This is a genomic window from Flavobacterium sp. W21_SRS_FM3, from assembly GCF_052113625.1.
Taxonomy (GTDB): Bacteria; Bacteroidota; Bacteroidia; order Flavobacteriales; family Flavobacteriaceae; genus Flavobacterium.
Genome location: NZ_JBGQOD010000007.1, coordinates 87119 through 108341, shown reverse-complemented (window position 1 = coordinate 108341; position 21223 = coordinate 87119). Strand labels below are relative to the sequence as shown.

The 21223-nt window shown below is 34.4% G+C and carries 15 protein-coding genes; 5 read left to right on the top strand and 10 right to left on the bottom strand.

Annotated features, from left to right (window positions below; all coding sequences use genetic code 11):
- Nucleotides 1–3: 3 nt before the first annotated feature.
- On the bottom strand, nucleotides 4–561 hold the full coding sequence (locus ACEN2K_RS11590; RefSeq protein ID WP_441759488.1) for a YeeE/YedE family protein: 558 nt from the start codon (nucleotides 559–561) through the stop codon (nucleotides 4–6).
- Between the two features lie 149 nt (nucleotides 562–710).
- On the opposite strand from ACEN2K_RS11590, the gene ACEN2K_RS11585 reads away from it, so the two are divergent.
- From ACEN2K_RS11585 to ACEN2K_RS11565, 5 genes are all read left to right on the top strand, one after another.
- Nucleotides 711–1169 (top strand): 2-dehydro-3-deoxyphosphooctonate aldolase, encoded by a 459-nt coding sequence (locus ACEN2K_RS11585; protein WP_441759487.1) that lies wholly within the window; start codon nucleotides 711–713, stop codon nucleotides 1167–1169.
- A 182-nt stretch (nucleotides 1170–1351) separates the two neighbouring features.
- Nucleotides 1352–2170 (top strand): 3-deoxy-8-phosphooctulonate synthase, encoded by an 819-nt coding sequence (gene kdsA, locus ACEN2K_RS11580; protein WP_441759486.1) that lies wholly within the window; start codon nucleotides 1352–1354, stop codon nucleotides 2168–2170.
- Between the two features lie 18 nt (nucleotides 2171–2188).
- Entirely contained in the window at nucleotides 2189–3034 is an 846-nt protein-coding gene (locus ACEN2K_RS11575) for a hypothetical protein (protein ID WP_441759485.1), read from the top strand.
- A 255-nt stretch (nucleotides 3035–3289) separates the two neighbouring features.
- Nucleotides 3290–4390, top strand: coding sequence for a PAS domain-containing sensor histidine kinase (locus ACEN2K_RS11570; protein WP_441759484.1), 1101 nt, complete (start codon nucleotides 3290–3292; stop codon nucleotides 4388–4390).
- A 98-nt stretch (nucleotides 4391–4488) separates the two neighbouring features.
- Nucleotides 4489–5562, top strand: coding sequence for an AI-2E family transporter (locus ACEN2K_RS11565; protein WP_441759483.1), 1074 nt, complete (start codon nucleotides 4489–4491; stop codon nucleotides 5560–5562).
- 104 nt (nucleotides 5563–5666) lie between these two features.
- Here ACEN2K_RS11565 and ACEN2K_RS11560 read toward each other — a convergent pair whose 3' ends face one another.
- The 9 genes from ACEN2K_RS11560 to ACEN2K_RS11520 all read right to left on the bottom strand — a co-directional run bounded on the left by ACEN2K_RS11560 (nucleotide 5667) and on the right by ACEN2K_RS11520 (nucleotide 21079).
- Nucleotides 5667–7046 carry a M28 family peptidase gene (locus ACEN2K_RS11560; protein WP_441759482.1) on the bottom strand — a complete coding sequence of 460 codons (1380 nt, stop codon included), beginning with the start codon at nucleotides 7044–7046 and terminating at the stop codon, nucleotides 5667–5669.
- Between the two features lie 18 nt (nucleotides 7047–7064).
- A complete protein-coding gene (locus ACEN2K_RS11555; RefSeq protein ID WP_441759481.1) occupies nucleotides 7065–8840 on the bottom strand; it encodes a discoidin domain-containing protein in 1776 nt (591 codons plus the stop codon).
- A gap of 162 nt (nucleotides 8841–9002) precedes the next feature.
- Nucleotides 9003–11102, bottom strand: a complete 2100-nt coding sequence (locus ACEN2K_RS11550; RefSeq protein ID WP_441759480.1) for a glycoside hydrolase family 97 protein — start codon at nucleotides 11100–11102, stop codon at nucleotides 9003–9005.
- 141 nt (nucleotides 11103–11243) lie between these two features.
- Nucleotides 11244–13541 carry a beta-glucosidase BglX gene (bglX, locus tag ACEN2K_RS11545; RefSeq protein ID WP_441759479.1) on the bottom strand — a complete coding sequence of 766 codons (2298 nt, stop codon included), beginning with the start codon at nucleotides 13539–13541 and terminating at the stop codon, nucleotides 11244–11246.
- Nucleotides 13542–13545: 4 nt separating this feature from the next.
- Entirely contained in the window at nucleotides 13546–14247 is a 702-nt protein-coding gene (locus ACEN2K_RS11540; RefSeq protein WP_441759478.1) for a prolyl oligopeptidase family serine peptidase, read from the bottom strand.
- A 3-nt stretch (nucleotides 14248–14250) separates the two neighbouring features.
- Nucleotides 14251–15642, bottom strand: a complete 1392-nt coding sequence (locus ACEN2K_RS11535; protein ID WP_441759477.1) for a glucoamylase family protein — start codon at nucleotides 15640–15642, stop codon at nucleotides 14251–14253.
- Nucleotides 15643–15699: 57 nt separating this feature from the next.
- A complete protein-coding gene (locus tag ACEN2K_RS11530) occupies nucleotides 15700–16602 on the bottom strand; it encodes a LamG-like jellyroll fold domain-containing protein (protein WP_441759476.1) in 903 nt (300 codons plus the stop codon).
- 18 nt (nucleotides 16603–16620) lie between these two features.
- Nucleotides 16621–18075, bottom strand: a complete 1455-nt coding sequence (locus ACEN2K_RS11525; protein WP_441759475.1) for a RagB/SusD family nutrient uptake outer membrane protein — start codon at nucleotides 18073–18075, stop codon at nucleotides 16621–16623.
- A 4-nt stretch (nucleotides 18076–18079) separates the two neighbouring features.
- A complete protein-coding gene (locus ACEN2K_RS11520) occupies nucleotides 18080–21079 on the bottom strand; it encodes a SusC/RagA family TonB-linked outer membrane protein (RefSeq protein WP_441759474.1) in 3000 nt (999 codons plus the stop codon).
- Nucleotides 21080–21223 lie beyond the last annotated feature (144 nt).

The following is a 21223-nucleotide window of genomic DNA, read 5'->3' as shown; positions in this document are numbered from 1 at the left end:
CATTTAAAAAATTAAGGGGAAGATTAAATAAGCCATTATCAAGCCACCAATGAAGAAACCTACAACTGCTTTTAAAGAAGGAATTTGTAAGTTACTTAAACCAGAAATGGCATGTCCTGATGTACAACCACCAGCGTATCGCGTACCAAAACCAATTAATATACCACCAATAAGTAAAATTGCAATCCCTTTTGGGGACTGAAAAACAGAGGGACCAAAAAGCGCGTCAGGTGCTAATTTACCATTTGGTGCATCAATTCCTAAGGCTGCTAGTTGATAAATTGTTTCTGGGTTAATCGTAACGTTTGAAGGATCGCTCATAAAATTCACTGCAACAAATCCACCAAGCATCGCACCTAGAACCACAACTAAATTCCAGCGTTGTGATTTCCAATCAAAATCGAAGAAAGATACTCGCTTACCTAAGCCCACAATGGAACACATAGAACGCAAGTTAGAAGACATACCAAATGTTTTACCAAAATAAGTTAAGCAAAGCATAATTGCACCAATAAGTAACCCGGATATGTACCAAGGCCAAGTTTGAAAAAAAACGGTCATAATTTATGTATTTGCCGCAAAAATAAGGATTCTTATATTTAATAGTATACCATTTTCATCACAAATATTTATTATAGTAGTATTCTCCTTTATAGTTCTCATTATCTTTGTACATAAATTAGGAAAAAAAATTTCAAACCAAAATAATCATGAAAAAAGCAGTGCTTTGTTTTACCGTACTTTTATTTATGAATTCTTGTGTAAGTACTAAATCTACACTAAAAAATGTAGATGATAATGCGCCTACTCCTAGACTTTCTTCAGAAAACACATTCATTATTACAGAATACAGTACCGATAAAAAATATGGTTATGATAAAGATTACCCTATCAATGTTTTTTACTACAGTACTCGAAATGAAACAATCAATCAAGAACGTTATTTAAATGCATTGACGGGACCTAAAGGACAAAAAATTAGCTTTAAAAAATTAGAAAGTTGCTGTCCCTTCCCTACAAAAAGAAGTGAAATGGGTGCTGGCTTTTTAGATATTTATGAAGTACAATGGGCAGGTTTAAACAAACCTATTCTATTGTATCTGAACATTTATGAAAAAGGGCATTTAAAAGTCCCAGTGGGTTTTGGCTTAAAAAAAATCGCTCAATAAATTTTTGATAGCCCTGATAGCAGCGGTATCCTTATTGTTTTTTCTTTAAAAACAATAAGATACAAGTGGATAGCAGGAAAAAGCTACTGAAAACAGCTACAATTCATTCTATAAAAAATGTTAAATCGTAAAGGCTACATGATAAATCATAGTTACCTTTGCAACTTTAAAAATACAAGTTTATGAACATACAACATATACCCCAGATTAAACACACCAATAGCGGTAATTTCTTTTTATTAGCAGGACCATGTGCTATTGAAGGAGAAGAAATGGCTCTGAGAATTGCTGAGAAATTAGTTGGAATCACTGACAAATTAGCAATTCCTTACATATTTAAAGGTTCATTTAAGAAAGCTAACCGTTCTAGAATTGATAGTTTCTCAGGAATTGGAGATGAAAAGGCGTTAAAAATCCTTAGGAAAGTATCGGAAACTTTTGGAGTACCTACGGTCACCGATATTCATACTAATGAGGATGCTGATATGGCTGCTCAATATGTAGATGTGTTACAAATTCCAGCTTTTTTAGTGCGTCAAACTGATTTAGTTGTGGCTGCTGCCAATACGGGAAAAGTAGTCAACTTAAAGAAAGGACAATTTATGAGTCCCGAAAGTATGAAACATGCCGTTCAAAAAGTTCTTGACTGCAATAATCAAAAGGTTATGGTTACAGATCGCGGAACAATGTTTGGATACCAAGATATGATTGTTGATTATAGAGGAATTCCTACTATGCAGCAATATGCCACTACTGTGCTTGATGTAACACACTCACTACAACAACCAAATCAAACGGCTGGTGTTACAGGTGGAAGACCCGATATGATTGAAACTGTTGCAAAAGCAGGAATTGCTGTTGGTGTTGATGGTATTTTTATCGAAACGCACTTTGACCCTGCTAATGCAAAAAGTGATGGCGCTAACATGTTACATTTAGATTATTTTGAATCTTTAATGACAAAATTAGTTGCTATTAGACAAACCGTTAATCAATTTTAAAATTTTATAATACGTTCTTTGAAAAATATATTTTTTTACATGGCATTTGTAACATTGCTTATTACAAATGTTGGACAGGCTCAAGAAGTCATTAAAGTACAAGATAATTATACAGCTCACAATAAAGGGAAATTCTTTGTATCGTGGGGAGGAAATAGAGAAAGTTATAGCAAGTCTGATGTGACATTTAAAGGGGATGATTACAACTTTACGTTAGATAATATTACTGCACATGACAAACCAAAGGGCTGGCACGTAGATTATATTAATCCTACTAAGATGACGATTCCTCAAACTAATTTTAGAATGGGGTATTTTATAAGTGACCATTATAGTATTGCTATAGGTGTTGACCATATGAAATATGTAATGACACAAAATCAAACGGCCAATATCACAGGAACTATTGCAGCTAATACAGGATACGATGGGATTTACAATAACAATCCTATACAACTTACAGAAGATTTCTTGATGTATGAACATACTGATGGTTTGAATTATGTTAATACAGAATTCTCCAGACATGATGATATTTCTTCTTTATTTAAAATAACTAACACAGATAAAATACAAGTTAATTTGACTGAAGGTTTAGGTATTGGAATGTTGTATCCAAAAACAAACACAACATTATTAGGAAAAGATCGTCATGATGATTTTCATATATCAGGATATGGAACTTCACTGAAAGCAGGATTAAACCTTACTTTCTTTAAACATTTTTACATTCAAGGAGAGTTAAAAGGTGGTTACATAAATATGCAAGATATTCGCACTACTCAAAGTACTGCTGATAGTGCTTCTCAAGACTTTTTCTTTTTTCAAAGAATTATCGCTTTTGGAGGAATATTTAGAATTTAGTCCACAAATACTTACTGATATCAAAAGGAGGTTGTTTAATGAACAACCTCCTTTTTTTTTTATTATGTTAGCATACAACTAGTAAACTCTAAAAAAATGCAATTAGTTTGTTACTGTGTTTGTATTATATACTAATTTATACCTAATTTAGTATTTACATCAAATTATTCATTTGCAATGTCGTAAATTACTGATTTAAATTTAAAATTTTAATCATTAGCTATTGCGAAAAAAATAATTTAAGAGGGGGCAACAATGATAAGAGGTGATCAAAAAATTACTGTAGCTGTGTGTGAAGCATTCAATAAATTTGAAAAATTTTTTGATGCTACTCCCGATCTGTTATGTGTTGCTGGTTTTGATGGTTATTTTAAAAGGATAAATCCTGCCGTGTCAGAATTATTAGGTTATAGTAATGATGAGTTGCTGTCCCGCCCCATAAATGATTTTGTACATGATGATGATAAAAAAAGCACCTCTAATGCACGAAACGATCTCAGGAGTAAAATACCGTTATTTAATTTTGAAAACAGGTATTTAACTAAAAATGGCGCTATAGTTTGGTTATTATGGACCTCACTACCTATAGAAGATGATCAACATGTTTATGCTATTGCAAAAAATATAACTTACAAAAAAGAATTAGAAGAAGAGCGCAATTTGAATCTCGCTGAATTGACTAAAATAAATAGTGATTATAAGCAGTTAACCTACACCTCTGCTCACGATTTAAGATCACCTGTTAACAATTTACTCTCTGTCTTTGAACTATTAGATACATCTACAATTAAAGATAGCGAAACACTCGAATTTATTGCCATCCTAAAGTCTACATCAGAAAGTTTAAAGCAAACTTTAAATGAACATGTTGCTTTACTAAATAAAAAAAATGATGATAATGCACATCTTGAAGATGTAAGTTTAAATGCTGTTGTAAATGAAGTTTTATTATCTATTAATGCTTTAGTTCAAAATTCGCAAGCACAGATTCGGATTAATTTTGAAGCTTTAAAAATAATTCGTTTCAATAAATCGTATTTAAAAAGCATCTTTTTAAATTTAATAACCAACGCTATAAAGTATTCTAAATCAGATGTTTTGCCCGTAATTTCTATTTACACAGAAATAAAAGATGGCCGTAAACAATTGATTGTCTCTGATAACGGAATTGGGTTTGATATGGAGAAAGTAAAAGATAAAATATTTGGTTTACATCAAAAATTCCATAATCATGTTGACAGCAATGGAATAGGTTTGTATTTGGTTTATAACCACATTACTAGTCTAGGAGGTCACATAACAGTAAAAAGTAAAGTGAATCAAGGAGCTAAATTCATCATAACATTTAAGGATTGAGAAAAGATTAGCCCGATAGTTTTTAAGTTTCCATAAAGTTAGAGGCAAGGCAAAATAAATATAAACGGAGCTAATAACTTTAAAAGTTTAAAATAAGTATGATACCATTTTCCAAAATACCAAAACAAGTTCCTGTCAGTAAAAAGTTTTCACCAATCGTGGTACTTCAATATATTGTATTGCTGTCCCTCATTCTTTATTTTGGAAAAATTCTTTTAATTCCGCTTAGTTTTTCACTTCTAATCAGTTTTATACTCTATCCAGTATGTAAGTGGCTGGAAAAAAAAGGATTTAGCCAGGGATTATCTATATTCATTTCATTATTTATTATTCTGCTTTTGAGCGGGGGCTTGCTATATTTACTCTTTAATCAAATGAGTGAGTTTTCAAATGAATGGGAGCCTTTTAAAATTAAGCTTCTAGAAAGCCTGAATCAATTAAGTAGCTATGTTACAGAACGATTTGAAATCAGTTTAGACGAGCAACTTCTATTTTTTAAAAATGCCATCAACAACTCGGGAGCAGAAGCTTTCTCTTTGCTACGAAGTTTAATCTACTCCGTATCTGAGTCTGTTTTTTTTATTTTAATCATCCCGGTTTTCTCAGCATTAATTCTGTACCATCGTCAAATGCTGGCTAATGTACTGTACCATTTGTTTCCTGCAGAAAGAAAAGAAACAATACATGAGATTTTGGTAGAAACTATTAATGCCTACTACAATTTCATAAAAGGCATGCTTGTTGTTTATTTGATCGTCGGACTCTTAAACAGTATTGGTCTTGCCATAGTTGGTGTTCCACATCCGTTTATGTTTGGATTCATCGCATCAATACTGACCTTTATTCCTTATATCGGGATTATGATTTCCTCCCTTTTACCTATAGCTATTTCTTGGATAACGTATAACTCTATATGGTATCCGTTAGGAGTAATTATCGTATTTTCAATTGTACAATTACTAGAAGCTTATGTAATTTTTCCATTTGCTGTGGGTAACCGCTTAAAAATAAATACGCTTGTCATCATTATCATGATAACCGTAGGCGGCATATTATGGGGCGCTGCAGGAATGATTTTGTTTATTCCGTTCGTGAGTATCATAAAGCTAATTGCTGATCGTACAGACCGCCTAAAATCGTTGTCGGTTTTACTAGGAGATGGAAAACACTAACCTAACTATTGATTATTTAAATTTTAAAAGCATGCTTTTATCACACAAGAAAGCCACAAGTTTATACTTGTGGCTTTCTTGTATCTTAGTTGCGCTATAGTTCTTTATTTTAGAATACCGTTTTGATCAATTAGATACATTAGCGATGCCATTGTAGCAGCTCCTAATTCTAATTCTCTTTTATCCACTGCATCAAATTTGTCGTTTGCAGCATGATGGTAATCAAAATAACGTTGTGAATCTGGTTTTAAACCAGCTTTAACGATGTTTTTTGACGTTAACGGACCTATATCAGAACCACTATGGCCTTCTACAAAACTGTGAATTAAATACGGTTCAAATAATTTACTAAAGCCAGTAATTTTATTAAAATTAGCCTCATTACATTCTAACGAAAATCCTCTAGGACTAAAACCTCCTGAATCACTTTCTAGAGCAAATATGTGATTTTCATTATTAGCTTGAGCTAACTCTTCATATTTTTTTCCGCCTCTAAGACCGTTTTCCTCATTCATAAAAAGCACAACACGAATAGTATTTTTAGGTTTGTACCCAAGGTTTTTAAAAATATTCACCACTTCCATACTCTGTACTACTCCTGCCCCATCATCATGTGAACCATCTGCTAAATCCCAAGAATCTAGATGTCCACCCACGACCATAATATTATTAGGTGTTTCTGATCCTTTAATTTCTCCAACTACATTATAGGACAATACATCGTCAAATTGCTGACACGATTGTTTGAAGTAAAATTTCAAACTTGGATTTGCTGCTAATTTTTTACTTAGTAATTCGGCACCATTAGTACTTATCGCTGCTGTAGGAATGTATTTTGATTTAGGAAGATCACCATAACTTTGTGCTCCAGTGTGTGGGAAATCATCGAGTCGTAAATTCATAGAACGTACAATTGTTCCCACTGCTCCTAGTTCAGCTGCTTTTTGTGCACCAGCATAGCGTTGGTCTACTGCACCCGAATAGGCATGGAAAGATTCTATTTGTGCATTATCCATTGGTCGATTGTAAAAAACAATTTTCCCTTTTACCTTAGCTGCACCTAAAGCTGTTAATTCATCAAAACTTTGTACTTCAACCACTTCTGCTGTGAGGCCATTTTTATTCGTTGCAATTGAGCCACCCAAAGCACATATGGGAACAGTAACCTTAACTTTCCCATCCAGGATATAGGCTGTTTCTTTCTCTCCTCTTACCCATTTTGGCACCATAACTTCTTGCAAATACACTTTGTCAAAACCCAACTTTTCCATTTCCGCTTTAGTGTATTGTACTGCCTTTTCAGCATTTGCTGAACCTGAGAGACGGGAACCAATGTCATTTGAAAGATGGTCAAGCCATGCATAACATTTAGAATTAGTTAATGAAGCGTTATAAATATCTTTTAGTCTTTGCTCCTCTTTATTTTGAGCAAAAATAGTTGTTCCGCTTAAAAGCAATAGTGCTAAAAATGTGGTTTTTCTCATCGTTTATTATAGTTAGTATTATTCAGATTTTTTAATAGCTGTACGTGCGCTAATTCCGTTATTGTTAAAAGCTTCTATTTGAAAATAATAGGCATCTGTACGATCTAAACCGTTAAAATAGTATTCGTTCTTCCCGTATACCATTATAGAACCGTACATTTTATCAGGTGATTTTCCAAAATAGATCACATAACCATCGGCCAAAGGTTCTTGCTGCCATTTGAACCAAACATTACGTCTTTCTCCTTTTTTTCGCGGTTCTGCTCGTAAAGGAACAAAATTATTTACAGTATTCGGAATTTTACCACTCCCTTTTCCAAAAGCTCTAAAACCTGAAAGAGCAAATTTACCTGTTGGCATTCCTCTATTTTCAATTTTTAAATAACGAGCACTAATTGGACTTTCTAATTCGATATAATCATGTGGCACATCTTTGTCATTCTTGCTTTTGTCCACAGCAACTTTCCAGTCTTTATTATTGTCCGAATAATATAAGACGTATTGATGTCCAGTAGTTTTTTCTGGTTTCCCCATTAACTCCACATCTTGATCGGCAAAGTTAATTTGAATAGCGTTAACAGTACTTTTTTCTCCTAAGTCTGAAATCAGCCACTCGACTTTTGCTGCTGTTTTTGCGGACCAATACGTTTTTATATCTTCATTTACAGCATTATTCGCTTGATACCCTCCTAAGGTTGAAGAAACCTGAACTGGCTTATTATAGTTCAGTAACATCCAGCCAGAAAAATTATCGTTTAAATGGTTTTTATTTTGCGAGGGCAAAAAAGTAGGATAATCGCCGTAAGCAGTATTTGAGTATAAAATTCCGTCTTTATCAAAACCCGCTGGCCAAATTCCGATACGTCTTTCAAAATTGTTCTTGGTACCAATAACCATTGTAGAAACATGCCAGAAAGCATCCTTGTCATCTTGATAGGTTGCTCCATGCCCTGCTCCTCTAGCAAAACCTCCTGGTTTATAAGAGAAAGGATTGTGAGACTGATACTCAAAAGGACCTAACGGTTTATCACTGACATAAACACCATCACCGTAACCACTAAACTCAGTTCCTGGACCACCATATTGCAGGTAATATTTATTATTGTATTTGGTCATAAATGCACCTTCCATGAAAGGCTGCATAAAAGTGTTGTCATTATTTTCACCAAAGCGCTCCCAACCATGTTCATCATCATTTAGCGCAATTAAAGGGATGACTTCTCCTTCTGGCTGAAACGTTTTTCTATTTAATTTGACACCATAAAGTGGGTATAGATTACTAGAACCATAATACTCATACAATTCATCTTTCTCTTTATCCCAGAAAATAGAGGGATCCCAAGCCGCGGCTTCTGATTTGTGAACTAATTCTTTCCAGTCATCTTTAGAAGGGTTGGTACTCATCCAGATTGGAAATTCCTTACCATGTGTTGAACCTACAACAAGCAGAGTATCATTGACAAATGATAGTGAAGGCGCGCAAAGTTCGTCGTAAACGTCATGCTCTGGTCTTAGAAACTTTCTAGAAATAAATTTCCAATCAAGCATGTCTTTACTGTGCCAATACCCCCATTGATTTGTCGAAAAAAGATAGTATTCTCCCTTAAAAAAAGTAATCACCGGATCAGCAGTAGCGCGGTGTTTTCCCTGCGTAACAAAATTAGGAATTGGACAATAACCATAATCAATATTAATTGGGTTACAATAGGTTTTTTGTTGGGCTTCAGCCTGAACAGAAAGAAAAAGTAAGCCTACAAGCAGTAATTTTAAAAAAGTAATCTTAGTGTTTTTCATAATTAAATAGCATTTTTTAATCTGAATAACTCCAATTGGATTTCCAATAGTCCAAAAAAAATCCTGCAAGAAGTACATTACTTGCAGGAGTTAAAGGATAAGTTAGTGGTCATTAACAAATCAATAAAGTACGCTAAGGCACATTACTAAAACTTCTAATAACTATTTAACTGGTTCGAAACTAATTGCTGTTCCTCCTCCTGGTGCCAAGTTCAGATTGATTTTAGATTTATTCGTTACTTCTATCGTTTTGATTTTATAAGCGATAGGATTCTTTTGCCAATCGGCATTTTTTGCATCTTCATAGATGATCGCTTTATACTTTTGCCCTTTAGTCAAGAAATCCAATTTGATTTCAGATTTTCTAGCGTTTTCATCTGTAATTGCCCCTAGGAACCAAGATTCTGATCCTTTGGCTTTTCTAACTACTGTTAAATAATCTCCTGGTTCTGCTTCAAGGTATCTACTCTCATCCCAGTCAGCAGCTACATCTTTAATAAATTGGAAAGCATCACTGTATTTTTCATAGTTTTCCGGCAAATCAGCTGCCATTTGTAATGGCGAGTACATCGTTACATATAATGCCAATTGCTTTGCTAAAGTAGTATGAACCTGCTCAGTCTTAGTTTTATCGTAATAACTCATTTTGATTTCGAAAATACCTGGGGTATAATCCATTGGTCCTCCCAATTGTCTTGTGAAGGGCAATATAGTCTCATGCATTGGTGGATTTCCCACACTCCAAGCATTAAATTCATTCCCACGCGCAGCTTCAGCAGCGATGTAGTTAGGGTAGGTTCTTCCATAACCTGTAGGTCTTGTAGACTCATGAGAATTAAGCATTATCTTATAATCTGCAGCACGTCTGGCAACAAAATTGAAATGGTTTACCATCGTTTGTCCATCATGAAATTCTCCTCTTGGGATGATCTTACCTACATATCCTGATTTTACCGCTGGATAATCATATTTAACCATGTTTTCGAAAGCACGATCCAAATGACGCTCATAATTAGCAACCGAACCTGAAGTTTCATGATGCATGATCATTTTTACTCCTTTTGATTTGGCGTAAGCCGAAATAGCTGCAATATCAAAATCTGGGTAAGGTGTTACAAAGTCAAAAACTTCTTCTTTCCAATTCCCAAACCAGTCTTCCCAACCTACATTCCAACCTTCGACAAGCACACCATCAAAACCATTTTTGGCTGCAAAATCAATATACCTTTTGGTGTTTTCAGTTGTTGCACCGTGCTTACCAGACGGAATTAAATCTTGTGTTAAGGAGTTTTGAGCGTTTTGAGAACCTGCAAAATCCCAAGTGGACTTCCCAACGTGCATTTCCCACCAAATTCCAACGTATTTCATAGGTTTAATCCAAGAAGTATCTTCTATTTTAGAAGGCTCATTTAAATTCAAAATCATTTTTGAACTAACGATATCTCGCGCATCATCGCTAATCATAATTGTTCTCCAAGGGGAAACACAAGGCGCTTGTAAATAAGCCTTATCACCAATAGCGTTAGGAACTAACTGAGCATTTAAATGGTAATTAGCCACATCAACATTAAGGTGCATCACGGGATAGTTAACCACTGCTGCTTCAAAAATATTAACATATAACCCAGCTGGCGATTTCATCATCAATGGCGACTGAACAATGTATTTACCCGGAATTGATTTGACACCAATACCATTGTTCATGTCAATTTTAGAATTATCAATTTCTGACAATTTTGTTTCATTGTACTCATATTCATTACTATCAAAATCTCCTGGAATCCAAAAAGTTTTGTAGTTTTCTGTCAAATTAAATTGCGTTACTTCATCTGAAATAATAAAATAGTTCAGTTCAGCTTGTTTTGGGAAATCATATCTAAAAGCAATTCCTTCATCAAAAACTCTAAAAATAATATTCATTTTTACTTTAGTGTCTTTTTGAATAAGCGAAACTATTAATTCATTATAATGATTAACAATCGAAGCCTGCTCTCCTAAAACTGGTTTCCATGATTCGTTAAATGTGGTATTTTTTGATCCTTGAATACTGAAATTTGCATCAAGAGCTGGTTTTTCTTTTAACTTGATTCCCATTGCACTTTCTTGAACAACGGCTTTGTTTTTAAAATTAACATTATAACTCGGTTGCCCACTAGCAGTAAGACTAAAGTCTACAGTAATTTTTTTGGAAGGTGATGCTACACTCTGAGCTTGCAGTAAGCTCAAAGTAAAAAATAGAATACCTGATAAAAAATGTTTCATGTTTTTAATTTTTTTGTTTTTAGAGAAGCTAAAATAGTAAAACCATATTAAATAACGGCGGGCACACTACTAGACTTTCCTTTTTAAAAAGCCCTTCGGTATTCAAACCGAAGGGCCAACCAAGTTGAAATAAAAACCAAACTATTTATTTAACTCAAAACCAACTTTACTTTCTGTATCAGAGCTTCCACCAATGAAAACTTCAAATTGTCCTGGTTCAGCTGCAAATTCCAAATCAGAATTATAAAATTGCAAATCTTCAGATGAAATTTGAAAAGTCACTGTTTTTTTCTCCCTTTTTTTAAGGGCTATTTTTTGAAATCCTTTTAACTCTTTTACTGGTCTTGTAACAGAACCAACTACATCTCTTAAATACAATTGAACTACTTCTTTTCCGTCATAATTTCCAGTATTTGTAACGTCAACACTAACATTGATCTTGTCGTTAAAATTCATCTTCTCAGAAGAAATTTTTAGATTAGAATAGTTAAATGTGGTGTAACTCAACCCAAAACCAAAAGGATATAATGGTTCGTTTCTTTCATCAATATAATTAGATTTGAATTTTTCGAATTTCCCTTCTTTATTTCCTAGTGGTCTACCGGTATTTTTGTGACTGTAATAAATAGGTACTTGACCTACACTTCTCGGGAAAGTCGTTGTCAATTTTCCAGAAGGGTTTTCATCACCAAATAAAACATCTGCGATTGCGCTTCCCGCTTCACTTCCTGCAAACCAAGTATTCAAAATTGCGGGTACCGTTTCATTCTCTTGTACTAAAACTAAAGGTCGCCCAGTAAACAAAACTAATACAACCGGTTTTCCTGTTTTTAGTAATTCTTGCAATAAGTCTTTTTGCGCTTGTGGAATTTCGATATTCGTTCTGCTACTGCTTTCTCCACTCATTTCAGCAGATTCTCCAAGCGCTGCCACGATAACATCAGATTGATTCGCAATTTTTAATGCTTCTGCTAATAATGCCTCTTTTGTTCTATCATCACGATGTAATGTTTTTCCGAACATAGTCGCTTTTTCTTCAAATGCAGCATCATAATCTAGATTACTTCCTTTGGCGTAAAGCACATTTGCATTAGCTGCAACTTCTTTAATTCCGGCTATCAAGGAAATTGATTTATCCATATTAGTAGCCACACTCCAGGTACCAGCCATATTTTCTTTGGCATCAGCCAAGGGCCCTATAACAGCAATAGTTCCAGACTTTTTTAAAGGCAATACTTGTTTTTCATTTTTAAGTAAGACTAATGATTGAGCAGCGATATTTCTAGCTTCTGCTCTATTTGATGTTGTGAAAACTTCGGTTTTAGCTCTTTTTACATCGCAGTATTTGTAAGGGTCTTGAAAAAGTCCAAGATCATATTTAGCATTTAAAATAAGACGAACCGCATTATCAATTTGCTCCATAGTCACTTTATTTTCTGCCAAAGACTTCTTCAAGGTGGTCAAAAAACCTTCTCCTACCATATCCATTTCAATTCCAGCATTTAATGCTAGAGCAGATACCGTTTGTAAATCGCCCATTCCATGTGCCATCATCTCAGGAATACCAGTATAGTCCGTTACAACAAAGCCTTTAAAGCCCCATTCTTTTCTTAGTACATCAGTCATCAACCATTTATTTCCTGTTGCAGGAATCCCGTCAATTTCATTAAACGAAGCCATCACTGAACCTGCACCTGCATCAACAGCTGCCTTGTAAGGAGGAAAGTATTCGTTGTACATTTTTATTTTACTCATATCAACGGTATTGTAATCCCGTCCCGCTTCGGCAGCACCATATAAAGCAAAATGTTTTACACAGGATAAAATAGAATTGTTTTTTGAAAGGTCATCTTGTTGGTAACCGTTGACCATTGCTTTTGCAATTTGGCTTCCTAAATAAGCATCTTCACCAGATCCTTCTGAAACTCTTCCCCAGCGTGGGTCACGAGAAATATCAACCATTGGTGAAAATGTCCAGTTGATTCCGTCAGCACTGGCTTCTTGAGCGGCAATTTGAGCACTGCGTTCAATTAATTTCATGTCCCAAGTACAAGATAATCCAAGCGGAATAGGAAATGTAGTTTCGTAACCATGGATTACATCCATTCCAAAAAGCAATGGAATTTTCAGACGGCTTTTTTCAACAGCTACTTTTTGAACTTCTCTAATCTTTTGTGCCGACTTAATATTAAATAAACCGCCTACTTTACCTTCTTCGATATTTTTGGCCACATTAGAACTGTTAGCAGCTCCTGTGGTGATATCTCCTGATGTAGGTAAATTTAATTGTCCTATTTTCTCATCTATTGTCATTTTTGCCATTAAATCAGCCACAAACTCAGCTTTTGGTTTAATCGCAATTGCTTTTTTAAATGCTTTTTTTTGGCTGTAGCCAAATAGAGAAAAACATAAAAACGCTATAATTAATTTGTTATTCATTTTGTTATTTTTTTGTTTGATGGAACATCCAATCGTAAATTTCTTTATTGTCGTATACTCGAGTCCAGCTGTCATGACCTGCATTATCAAAAATGGTAAGAGAGATGTTAGGATTGCATTTCTTCAATTTTTTATAAATTGTAATGGAATAGTCCACATTGACCACATCATCCACTAGGCCGTGAAAGATCTTTGTAGGAATCGCTCCTATTTTACAGTTTTCAATCATTGGAACACGATCTACAAATCCAGCAATAGGGACTAAAGCAGCAAACATTTCAGGATGTGCAAAAGCTAAATTCCATGCTCCCCAGCCTCCCATACTTAATCCAGTTAAATAAATTCTGTTGGGATCAATGTTGTTCTCTTTTTGAATTTTTAAAATCAGTTGGTACAATACTTCCGAATCCCAATATTCATTTTCTGGACATTGAGGAGCCAGGACGTAAGCATCCAATTCGTTTGACTTTAAATATTTAAAAGGACCATGCACTTTTACTAATTCAATATCAGTTCCTTTCTCACCAGACCCATGTAAAAAAATTAGCAGTGGTTTTTTCTCTTTAACACTTTTAGGTACATGCAAAGCATAATTTAGTGTGTGCGTAGTAACTATTTCGGTATTGAATTTTCCTGTAATATTTGTTTGAGCACTGGAGTTTACTGAAAATAAAAGCGTTATTCCAAAAATTAAATATTTAAACATTTCTTAAAAGTTATATTTCCCAGAATGAAAACCTAATTTTAATAAACCTGGTTTCACTTCTGGAGCGTTCATAAATAATTTCCATAATAGACCTGAACGATAGTTTTCGATCATAGGTACAATAGTCCCTTGATCTATAGCTAAATACCTTGGAGTAACCCAGTTATAATGAGGTGAGAAAGCATCATACGGTCCTGCTATTCCCACATATTCAGGTTTTTTTTCATCATATAAATAATGTAAAAATTTCAATGATTCAGCTGGCGTAAAAGGGAATGAAGATAAGGCTGCAGTGGGTGAAATAACACCTAAATCGTTATTCGGCTGATGAGCTGCATATCCAGTAGATCCGTCAGCGTTTCTCGTATAACTAGCTGTTAAACCCCAACATTTTTCAGAATAACCTTTCCATTGTTTCGGATTAACAACTGCGTGCTGATGCATGATTTTTGCATGATTTTGCGTCAGCGTCCAGTAGTTAGCGTATTGATCGTTCAAATTAGTGGGATCTAAACCTAGGTAAGAATAGTGCGACCAAAACATAGGTCCAACATTTCCACTTGCCCCATTATAATTAAATACTACGGGAATACCATATTGTGATGCTCCACTTTTAATGGCTCCGCTTCTAGCCCAAGCTTTATGGTATGCAGCAACAGAAATAGGATGTGTAGGAGATGAAACTGCCATTACATAAGTAATTAAACATTCATTGTAGCCTTCTAACTTGAAATTCATTTCCCATCCATAATTAGGAGACCAGTGCCAGTATAAAGCTTCTTCTCCTTTAGTATACCAATCCCACTCTACTCCTTTCCAAAGTTCATCAGCCTTAGTAGCCAAAGCTTTTTCAGCCGTAGTTCCATTTTTAAAATATTCTCTAACAGTCAATAATCCTTGACACAAAAATGAAGTTTCTACTAAATCTCCACCATTATCTTTTGTACCAAAAGGGATTACTTTTCCGTCGTTACCATTAATCCAATGCGGCCAGGCACCGTGAAAGCGTTCTGCTTTTTCAAGAAAATTCATTGCCGTAGTCAATCTGGAAACAGCTTCTACTCTAGGCACAAAACCTCTATCAACTCCTGCTATAATGGTCATTAAACCAAAACCAGATCCACCTGTTGTAACTATATTTGATTCAAAAGCAGGTTCATTTGTATAATAGCGTTCTCTCGCTAATTTCGAATTAGTTTCAGCATATTCCCAAAAATATTTAAGTGCATCTTTTTGAACTTGGTCAAGTGCTTCAGTATCTGTCAATGGAGTAACTGTTGCATCTGGAGTAGTAGGTAGTGGTGTACCTCCATTTGTCCCTTTTTCATCAGATGATGATGAACAAGAGTTAAAGAGACTTATTATTAACAAGCATATTGAAATTTTCATTTTCATAAAATAATATTGTTCATAATTTAAGAGCTAGTTTTTTAAAACTAGCTCTTACAATTTTTATCTGTTGTCTTTTTCTAACTTATAGAGTGCTACTACTTCATTATCAGTTAGTACAGTGTTATAAATTCTAAACTCGTCCATTAATCCTGTATAGTTTAACATCCATCCATCAGCAGCACCCCAAGGAGCTCCTAAATGTTGTTGAAAACCTCCAATAATGAATTTAGAAACATTTGAATTTGCTAATTCGCCATAAGCAACTCCTCCTGTAAGAGGATCGCTAGCATATCGCTTCGCTAATGAAGTTGGCAAATCAAGTTTTTTTCCATCTATATACATGCTATAAGTAGAACTAGTTCCGTTATACATCCATACTACATGCTTCCATGATCCAAACATATTAGGCAATAGGTTTGTACCATTGTGTTCTATAAACTGACCTGACCACGGAATACTAGGCGTGACATCCTTTTGAATGTGATTCTTCATTAACATAGTAGTTGCTGGCCCAGTACCTTCAATCAATGTGAAGATATTACCCCAAAAATCAGTAGTTTTCGGCAACATAAATAATGATTGTGCTCCTCCAGTATGTGGATTGGTATTAATCCACATAGAAACAGTGATACTCTTCACTTCTTTCAAGGAACTTGCAACCGTATTATAAGCAATAAAAGAACTTGAAGATCCTTTATAAGCCTGTCCCTTTATTCCAGGTGCATAGGTTACAGCGGTCCCAAGACCACCACTTATTCCGTTTTTTGAATCTGTTACGCTATTTTCAAAACTTACTTTTGTAATCAAATTACTAGAGGCAATGTCATCAGAATTATCGTATCCACCAATGGATTCATAAGGAATCGGGCTGTTTACTTTATCAATACTATCCTCATTACAGCTTATAAAAAACTGTGACATAAGAACTGAAGTAAATAAGTATATATATTTATTGTTTTTCATGTTTACTGTTGTTTAAAATTAATACCCTGGATTTTGTGTAGACAATCCGTTTGATTGAGTAATGAAAGCTTGTGGCAACGGAAATAATTCATGTTTTCCAGCAACAAATGTTTTACCATCAATTGCAAAGGCAGCAACAGCCTGACCAGTTCTTACTAAATCATAAAAGCGGTCATGTTCAAAAGCCATTTCTACTCTTCTTTCTTTCCAGATAGCCATTCTCACATCTGCTTTAGAAACTGCAGTTGTATTACCTAGTTCCGCTCTTTTTCTAATTTGGTTTAATAAAAGAATTGCAGCAGGAGTTTGATCTAGTTCATTTAACGCTTCAGCCTTCATCAATACTACTTCAGCATATCTCAAATATTTGATGTTAGCATCCGTTTGCCAAGCATCAGTATAAGCAGAAGAATATGCTTTATAATTGTATCTAGGATTTTCAACCGTTGTAGGTACTACTCTACCATCATATAACGTGGTTCCCGCAAAAATAATGGTTGCATTTTTTCTGACATCACCTGGTTCATAAGCATTTACTAAACTTTGAGAAGGTGTATTGAAACCCCATCCCCATCCACCAGCACCACGGGCACCTTGAGTTGCAGAATACCCCTCAATACCTTTAGCTGGAACTGCACCAGTACTTTGAATTTCGAAAATAGACTCTGCATCATTTTCTCCAGCAAGTCTAAACATAGACGCATAATCTGGTACGATTGAATATCCTGTAACCATATTACAGTTGTCAACTACTTTTTGCCATTGCTTTTGATATAAATTTACTTTCGCTAATAAGGCGTAAGCAGCTCCTTTTGAAGCTCGTCCTTTTTCTGAAGCTGCATATTGTGATTTAGTAGGTAATGCGGCAATAGCGTCTGCTAAATCATTTTCGATAAAAGCATATACTTCAGCAGAAGTTTTACGTGTCAGTTGCATAATTCTATCTTCATCAGAAGAAGGGTTTGGCAAATGATCTATAATTGGAACTCCTCCGTAGGTTTTTACCAATGTGAAATACATAAAAGCTCTTAAAAATTTAGCTTCACCTATTAGCCTAGAACGTAAAGCTGGATTTGCTTTGTCTAATTGAGGTACAATATTGAGTGCCTGATTGCATCTATTAATACCTTCATAATTAGCACCAAAAATTTCACTAGTTGATGGAGTTGAAGGATTATAAGTCAACGCGTCCATAACGTCTTTATCAGAACCTGTATCACCTGGAGAAGAACCTTTATCAGCATCATCAGAAGCAATACTTGTCACTCCTATCCATGAAAATGACGTCATATTCCAGTCTAAGAATTTACTGTAGATTGCAGTAACAAAAGTAGTTGCCCCTTCATCATTGTTAAATAAAGCAATATCTTTTGTCGAGATAGATTCTGTTTGATCAACATCTAAATAATCGTTTGAACATCCAGAAAAAAAGTAGGCGGATAGTACAAATAGTGATATATATATCTTTTTCATTGTATTAAAATTTTAAATTAGCACCAATTACGAGTGATCTTAAAGTTGGGTAGGCATCTAGCTCAATACCTTGACTACCATAAGGGTCCCCATTACCATTTAATTCTGGAGAAAAACCAGAGAACTTTTGTGTAATAAATGGGTTTATAGCGTTTACATATATTCTACAATAATTCAAGAAGCTGTTCTCCACTAATGGAAGTTTGTATCCTAAACTAATGTTATTTACTCTGAAGAAATCTCCAGATTCTAGATAATAGGTAGAAGCAACTGGAACTTGATTAAATGGTGCAGGCTTTGAAGCTGAAGTGTTGTTTATTGTCCAGAAATTTGTGGCTAACGATTCTTCTATATTTTCTCCTGAAAAACGCTGTGCTTTTTTACCATTGTACACTTTTGCTCCAGAAGTTCCATATCCATCAATAGACAAATCAAAGTTCTTAAAATTAACTCCTAGAGTAACTCCATAAGTTGAACTTGGCAAAATAGAACCTGTATATTTTTTATCTTTATTAGCATCTAAAGCATCTTGAGTTACCTTTGTACCATCTGCTGAATAATATAACATTTTACCATTTTCTGGATCAAAACCAGCATAATCATACATGTAAAAACTACCCAATGGCTTTCCTATAGATGTATTATCTAGTAATTTAGTCCATTGTCCATTTCCTAAACCTCCTCCATTAATTGGTGCAAGAGTAGCATCTTTCAAACTTTTTAATTCATTTGTATTATTAGAGAAATTTCCTCCAACCCAGTAACTTAATTCTTCAGAAACTTTGTCATCCCAACGTAATGCAACTTCGTATCCTTTATTAGAAACTTCTCCAACATGAGCTGGTGAAGCAATACTTATTCCAGATGTGATGTAAGGTTTAGTATTTAGAATCACATTTGTTGTAGTTTTATCGTAAACATCAAACGAACCTTTTAACCTACTATCTAGCAATTCAAAATCTAAACCAGCAGAAGCTTCTTCAGTAATTTCCCATGATAAACTTGGGTCAACTTGAGAATTAATTGTCGTTCCTTCATATAATATTGAACCACCTAAATAACTACTTAAACCAGAAGAGTATGCTTGATTATTAAGTGGGACATTTTGGTTCCCTAGTTTACCCCAACCCCCTCTTAATTTTAATAGATTGATTCCTTTAACATTTGCCATGAAATCTTCCTTACTTACAACCCATCCTAAACCAAATGCTGGAAAAGTTCCCCAACGGTAATCTTTACCAAAATTAGAAGAACCATCACGTCTAATTGTACCCGTAATCAGGTACCTGTCCATTAATTTATATTGAAAACGTCCAAAATAAGAAGCCAACTTAGTTTCATTAAAAACTTCATCCTTATAATTTGTAACATTTGCTACCTCATTAACGTCTTTTAAAGACCAGTAATTAGCATTAGCATTTACATTTTTTCTAGAGATTGTTAATTGTTCTCTTGCCCCTTTGATAGAGGTTTCGATACCTCCTGTTAATTCAATATCATGGATTTCCCCAAATACTTCATTATATGTAATGTAATTTGATAAGTTCCAATTAAAATATTCGTTTCTACCTTTTGTTAATAAGTTAACATTGGCCGTTGCATTGTATTGAGATCCCATTCGACTAGGATCAGCAGCTAACCAAATGTTTTTAGTATCTTCAAAATTATAGTTCTTCCACGTATAATATTCACCATTAAATTGAGAAGTAAATTTTAACGATTTTACAATTTCATAATCTAATTTTAAACCTCCTTGTAAGATTACACTTTTTTGTTCTTCATCAAAAAAGTCTAATTGTGCAACTGGGTTCCCTACATTGTTAAAAGAGGACCCTGTAGTGCCTGCAAACCCATCATTACCAACAAATGATACACCATATTGCCCCATTGAAAAACGTACAGGAATAATAGGTGATTGCTTATAAGCATTCGTAAATGCACTCAGAGGCTTAGGCGTTGAATTAGTTACCCCCAAACTGAAATTTTGATTTACTGTAAGTTTTTTAGAAATCTTGTACTCATTATTGTTTCTAAAAGTAGTACGACTATAATCTAACCCATTAAGAACCGCTTTCTCTTCATAATTTCCTAAACTAAAGAAATATTTTATGTTTTCTGTAGATCCAGAAACAGATATATTATTTTGTGTATACACACCGGTTCTAGTAATTTCATCGAACCAATCTGTATTTACAGGTTGATCCTGAGAAAACGTTGTTGTTTGTAAGGCGGAATTAGAATAATAAGCATATTTATTACTTCCTGCCATTTTTACTTTTTTCAAAGGCTCTCTAAAACCAGCGAAACTTTCAACTTCAACGGTAACACCGTCACCTTTTCCTTTTTTGGTTGTAATGATAATTACTCCGTTCGCAGCTCTAGTACCATAAATAGCTAATGCAGATGCATCTTTTAAAATTTCATATGATGTAATATCATTTGTATTAATGTTATTGATGTTTTCAGTAGGCATCCCATCTACAATATACAAAGGTGTTCTTCCTCCAAGTGCTGTACCTAAACCTCTAATAATAACCGAAGGAGTACTTCCTGGTAAATCTGATGAAACTACTTGTACTCCAGCTGCTTTACCTTGTATGGCTTGTGAAGCATTCAATACTTTAGTTTTAGAAATTTCCTCAGCTTTTAAAGAAGTAACTGCTGCAGTATTGTCAATTATTTTTCTTGTACCATATCCAATGATTACAACTTCTTGCAATGCTGTATCTTGAGATTCTAACATTGTTATGGTCATTGGATTTAATGTCGCTTTGATAGAAACAGCTTCAAAACCCAACATACTTATTTTTAATACATCCCCTACAGAGGCGTTAATATTAAAATTTCCGTCAAAATCAGTATCAGTATTAGAAGTCGGTGAAACCACAATTGCTCCTGGTATTCCAATTCCTTGTTTATCTAGTACTTTTCCCTTTATTACTTGACCAGACATATATGCTGGAAGTAGAATGAGTGCTAAAAAGCTAAAAATAAAATTTCTCATGTATTAATAATTTGTTAAAGTTAGTTGAGCCAAATTAGACAATTACAACGTTATAGTAACTAAATGAGAAATACTACATAACTACATCAGAAGCCATAAAAACCAGCAGACATCAATGATTTCGAGCATTAAGGAGCCTTTGAA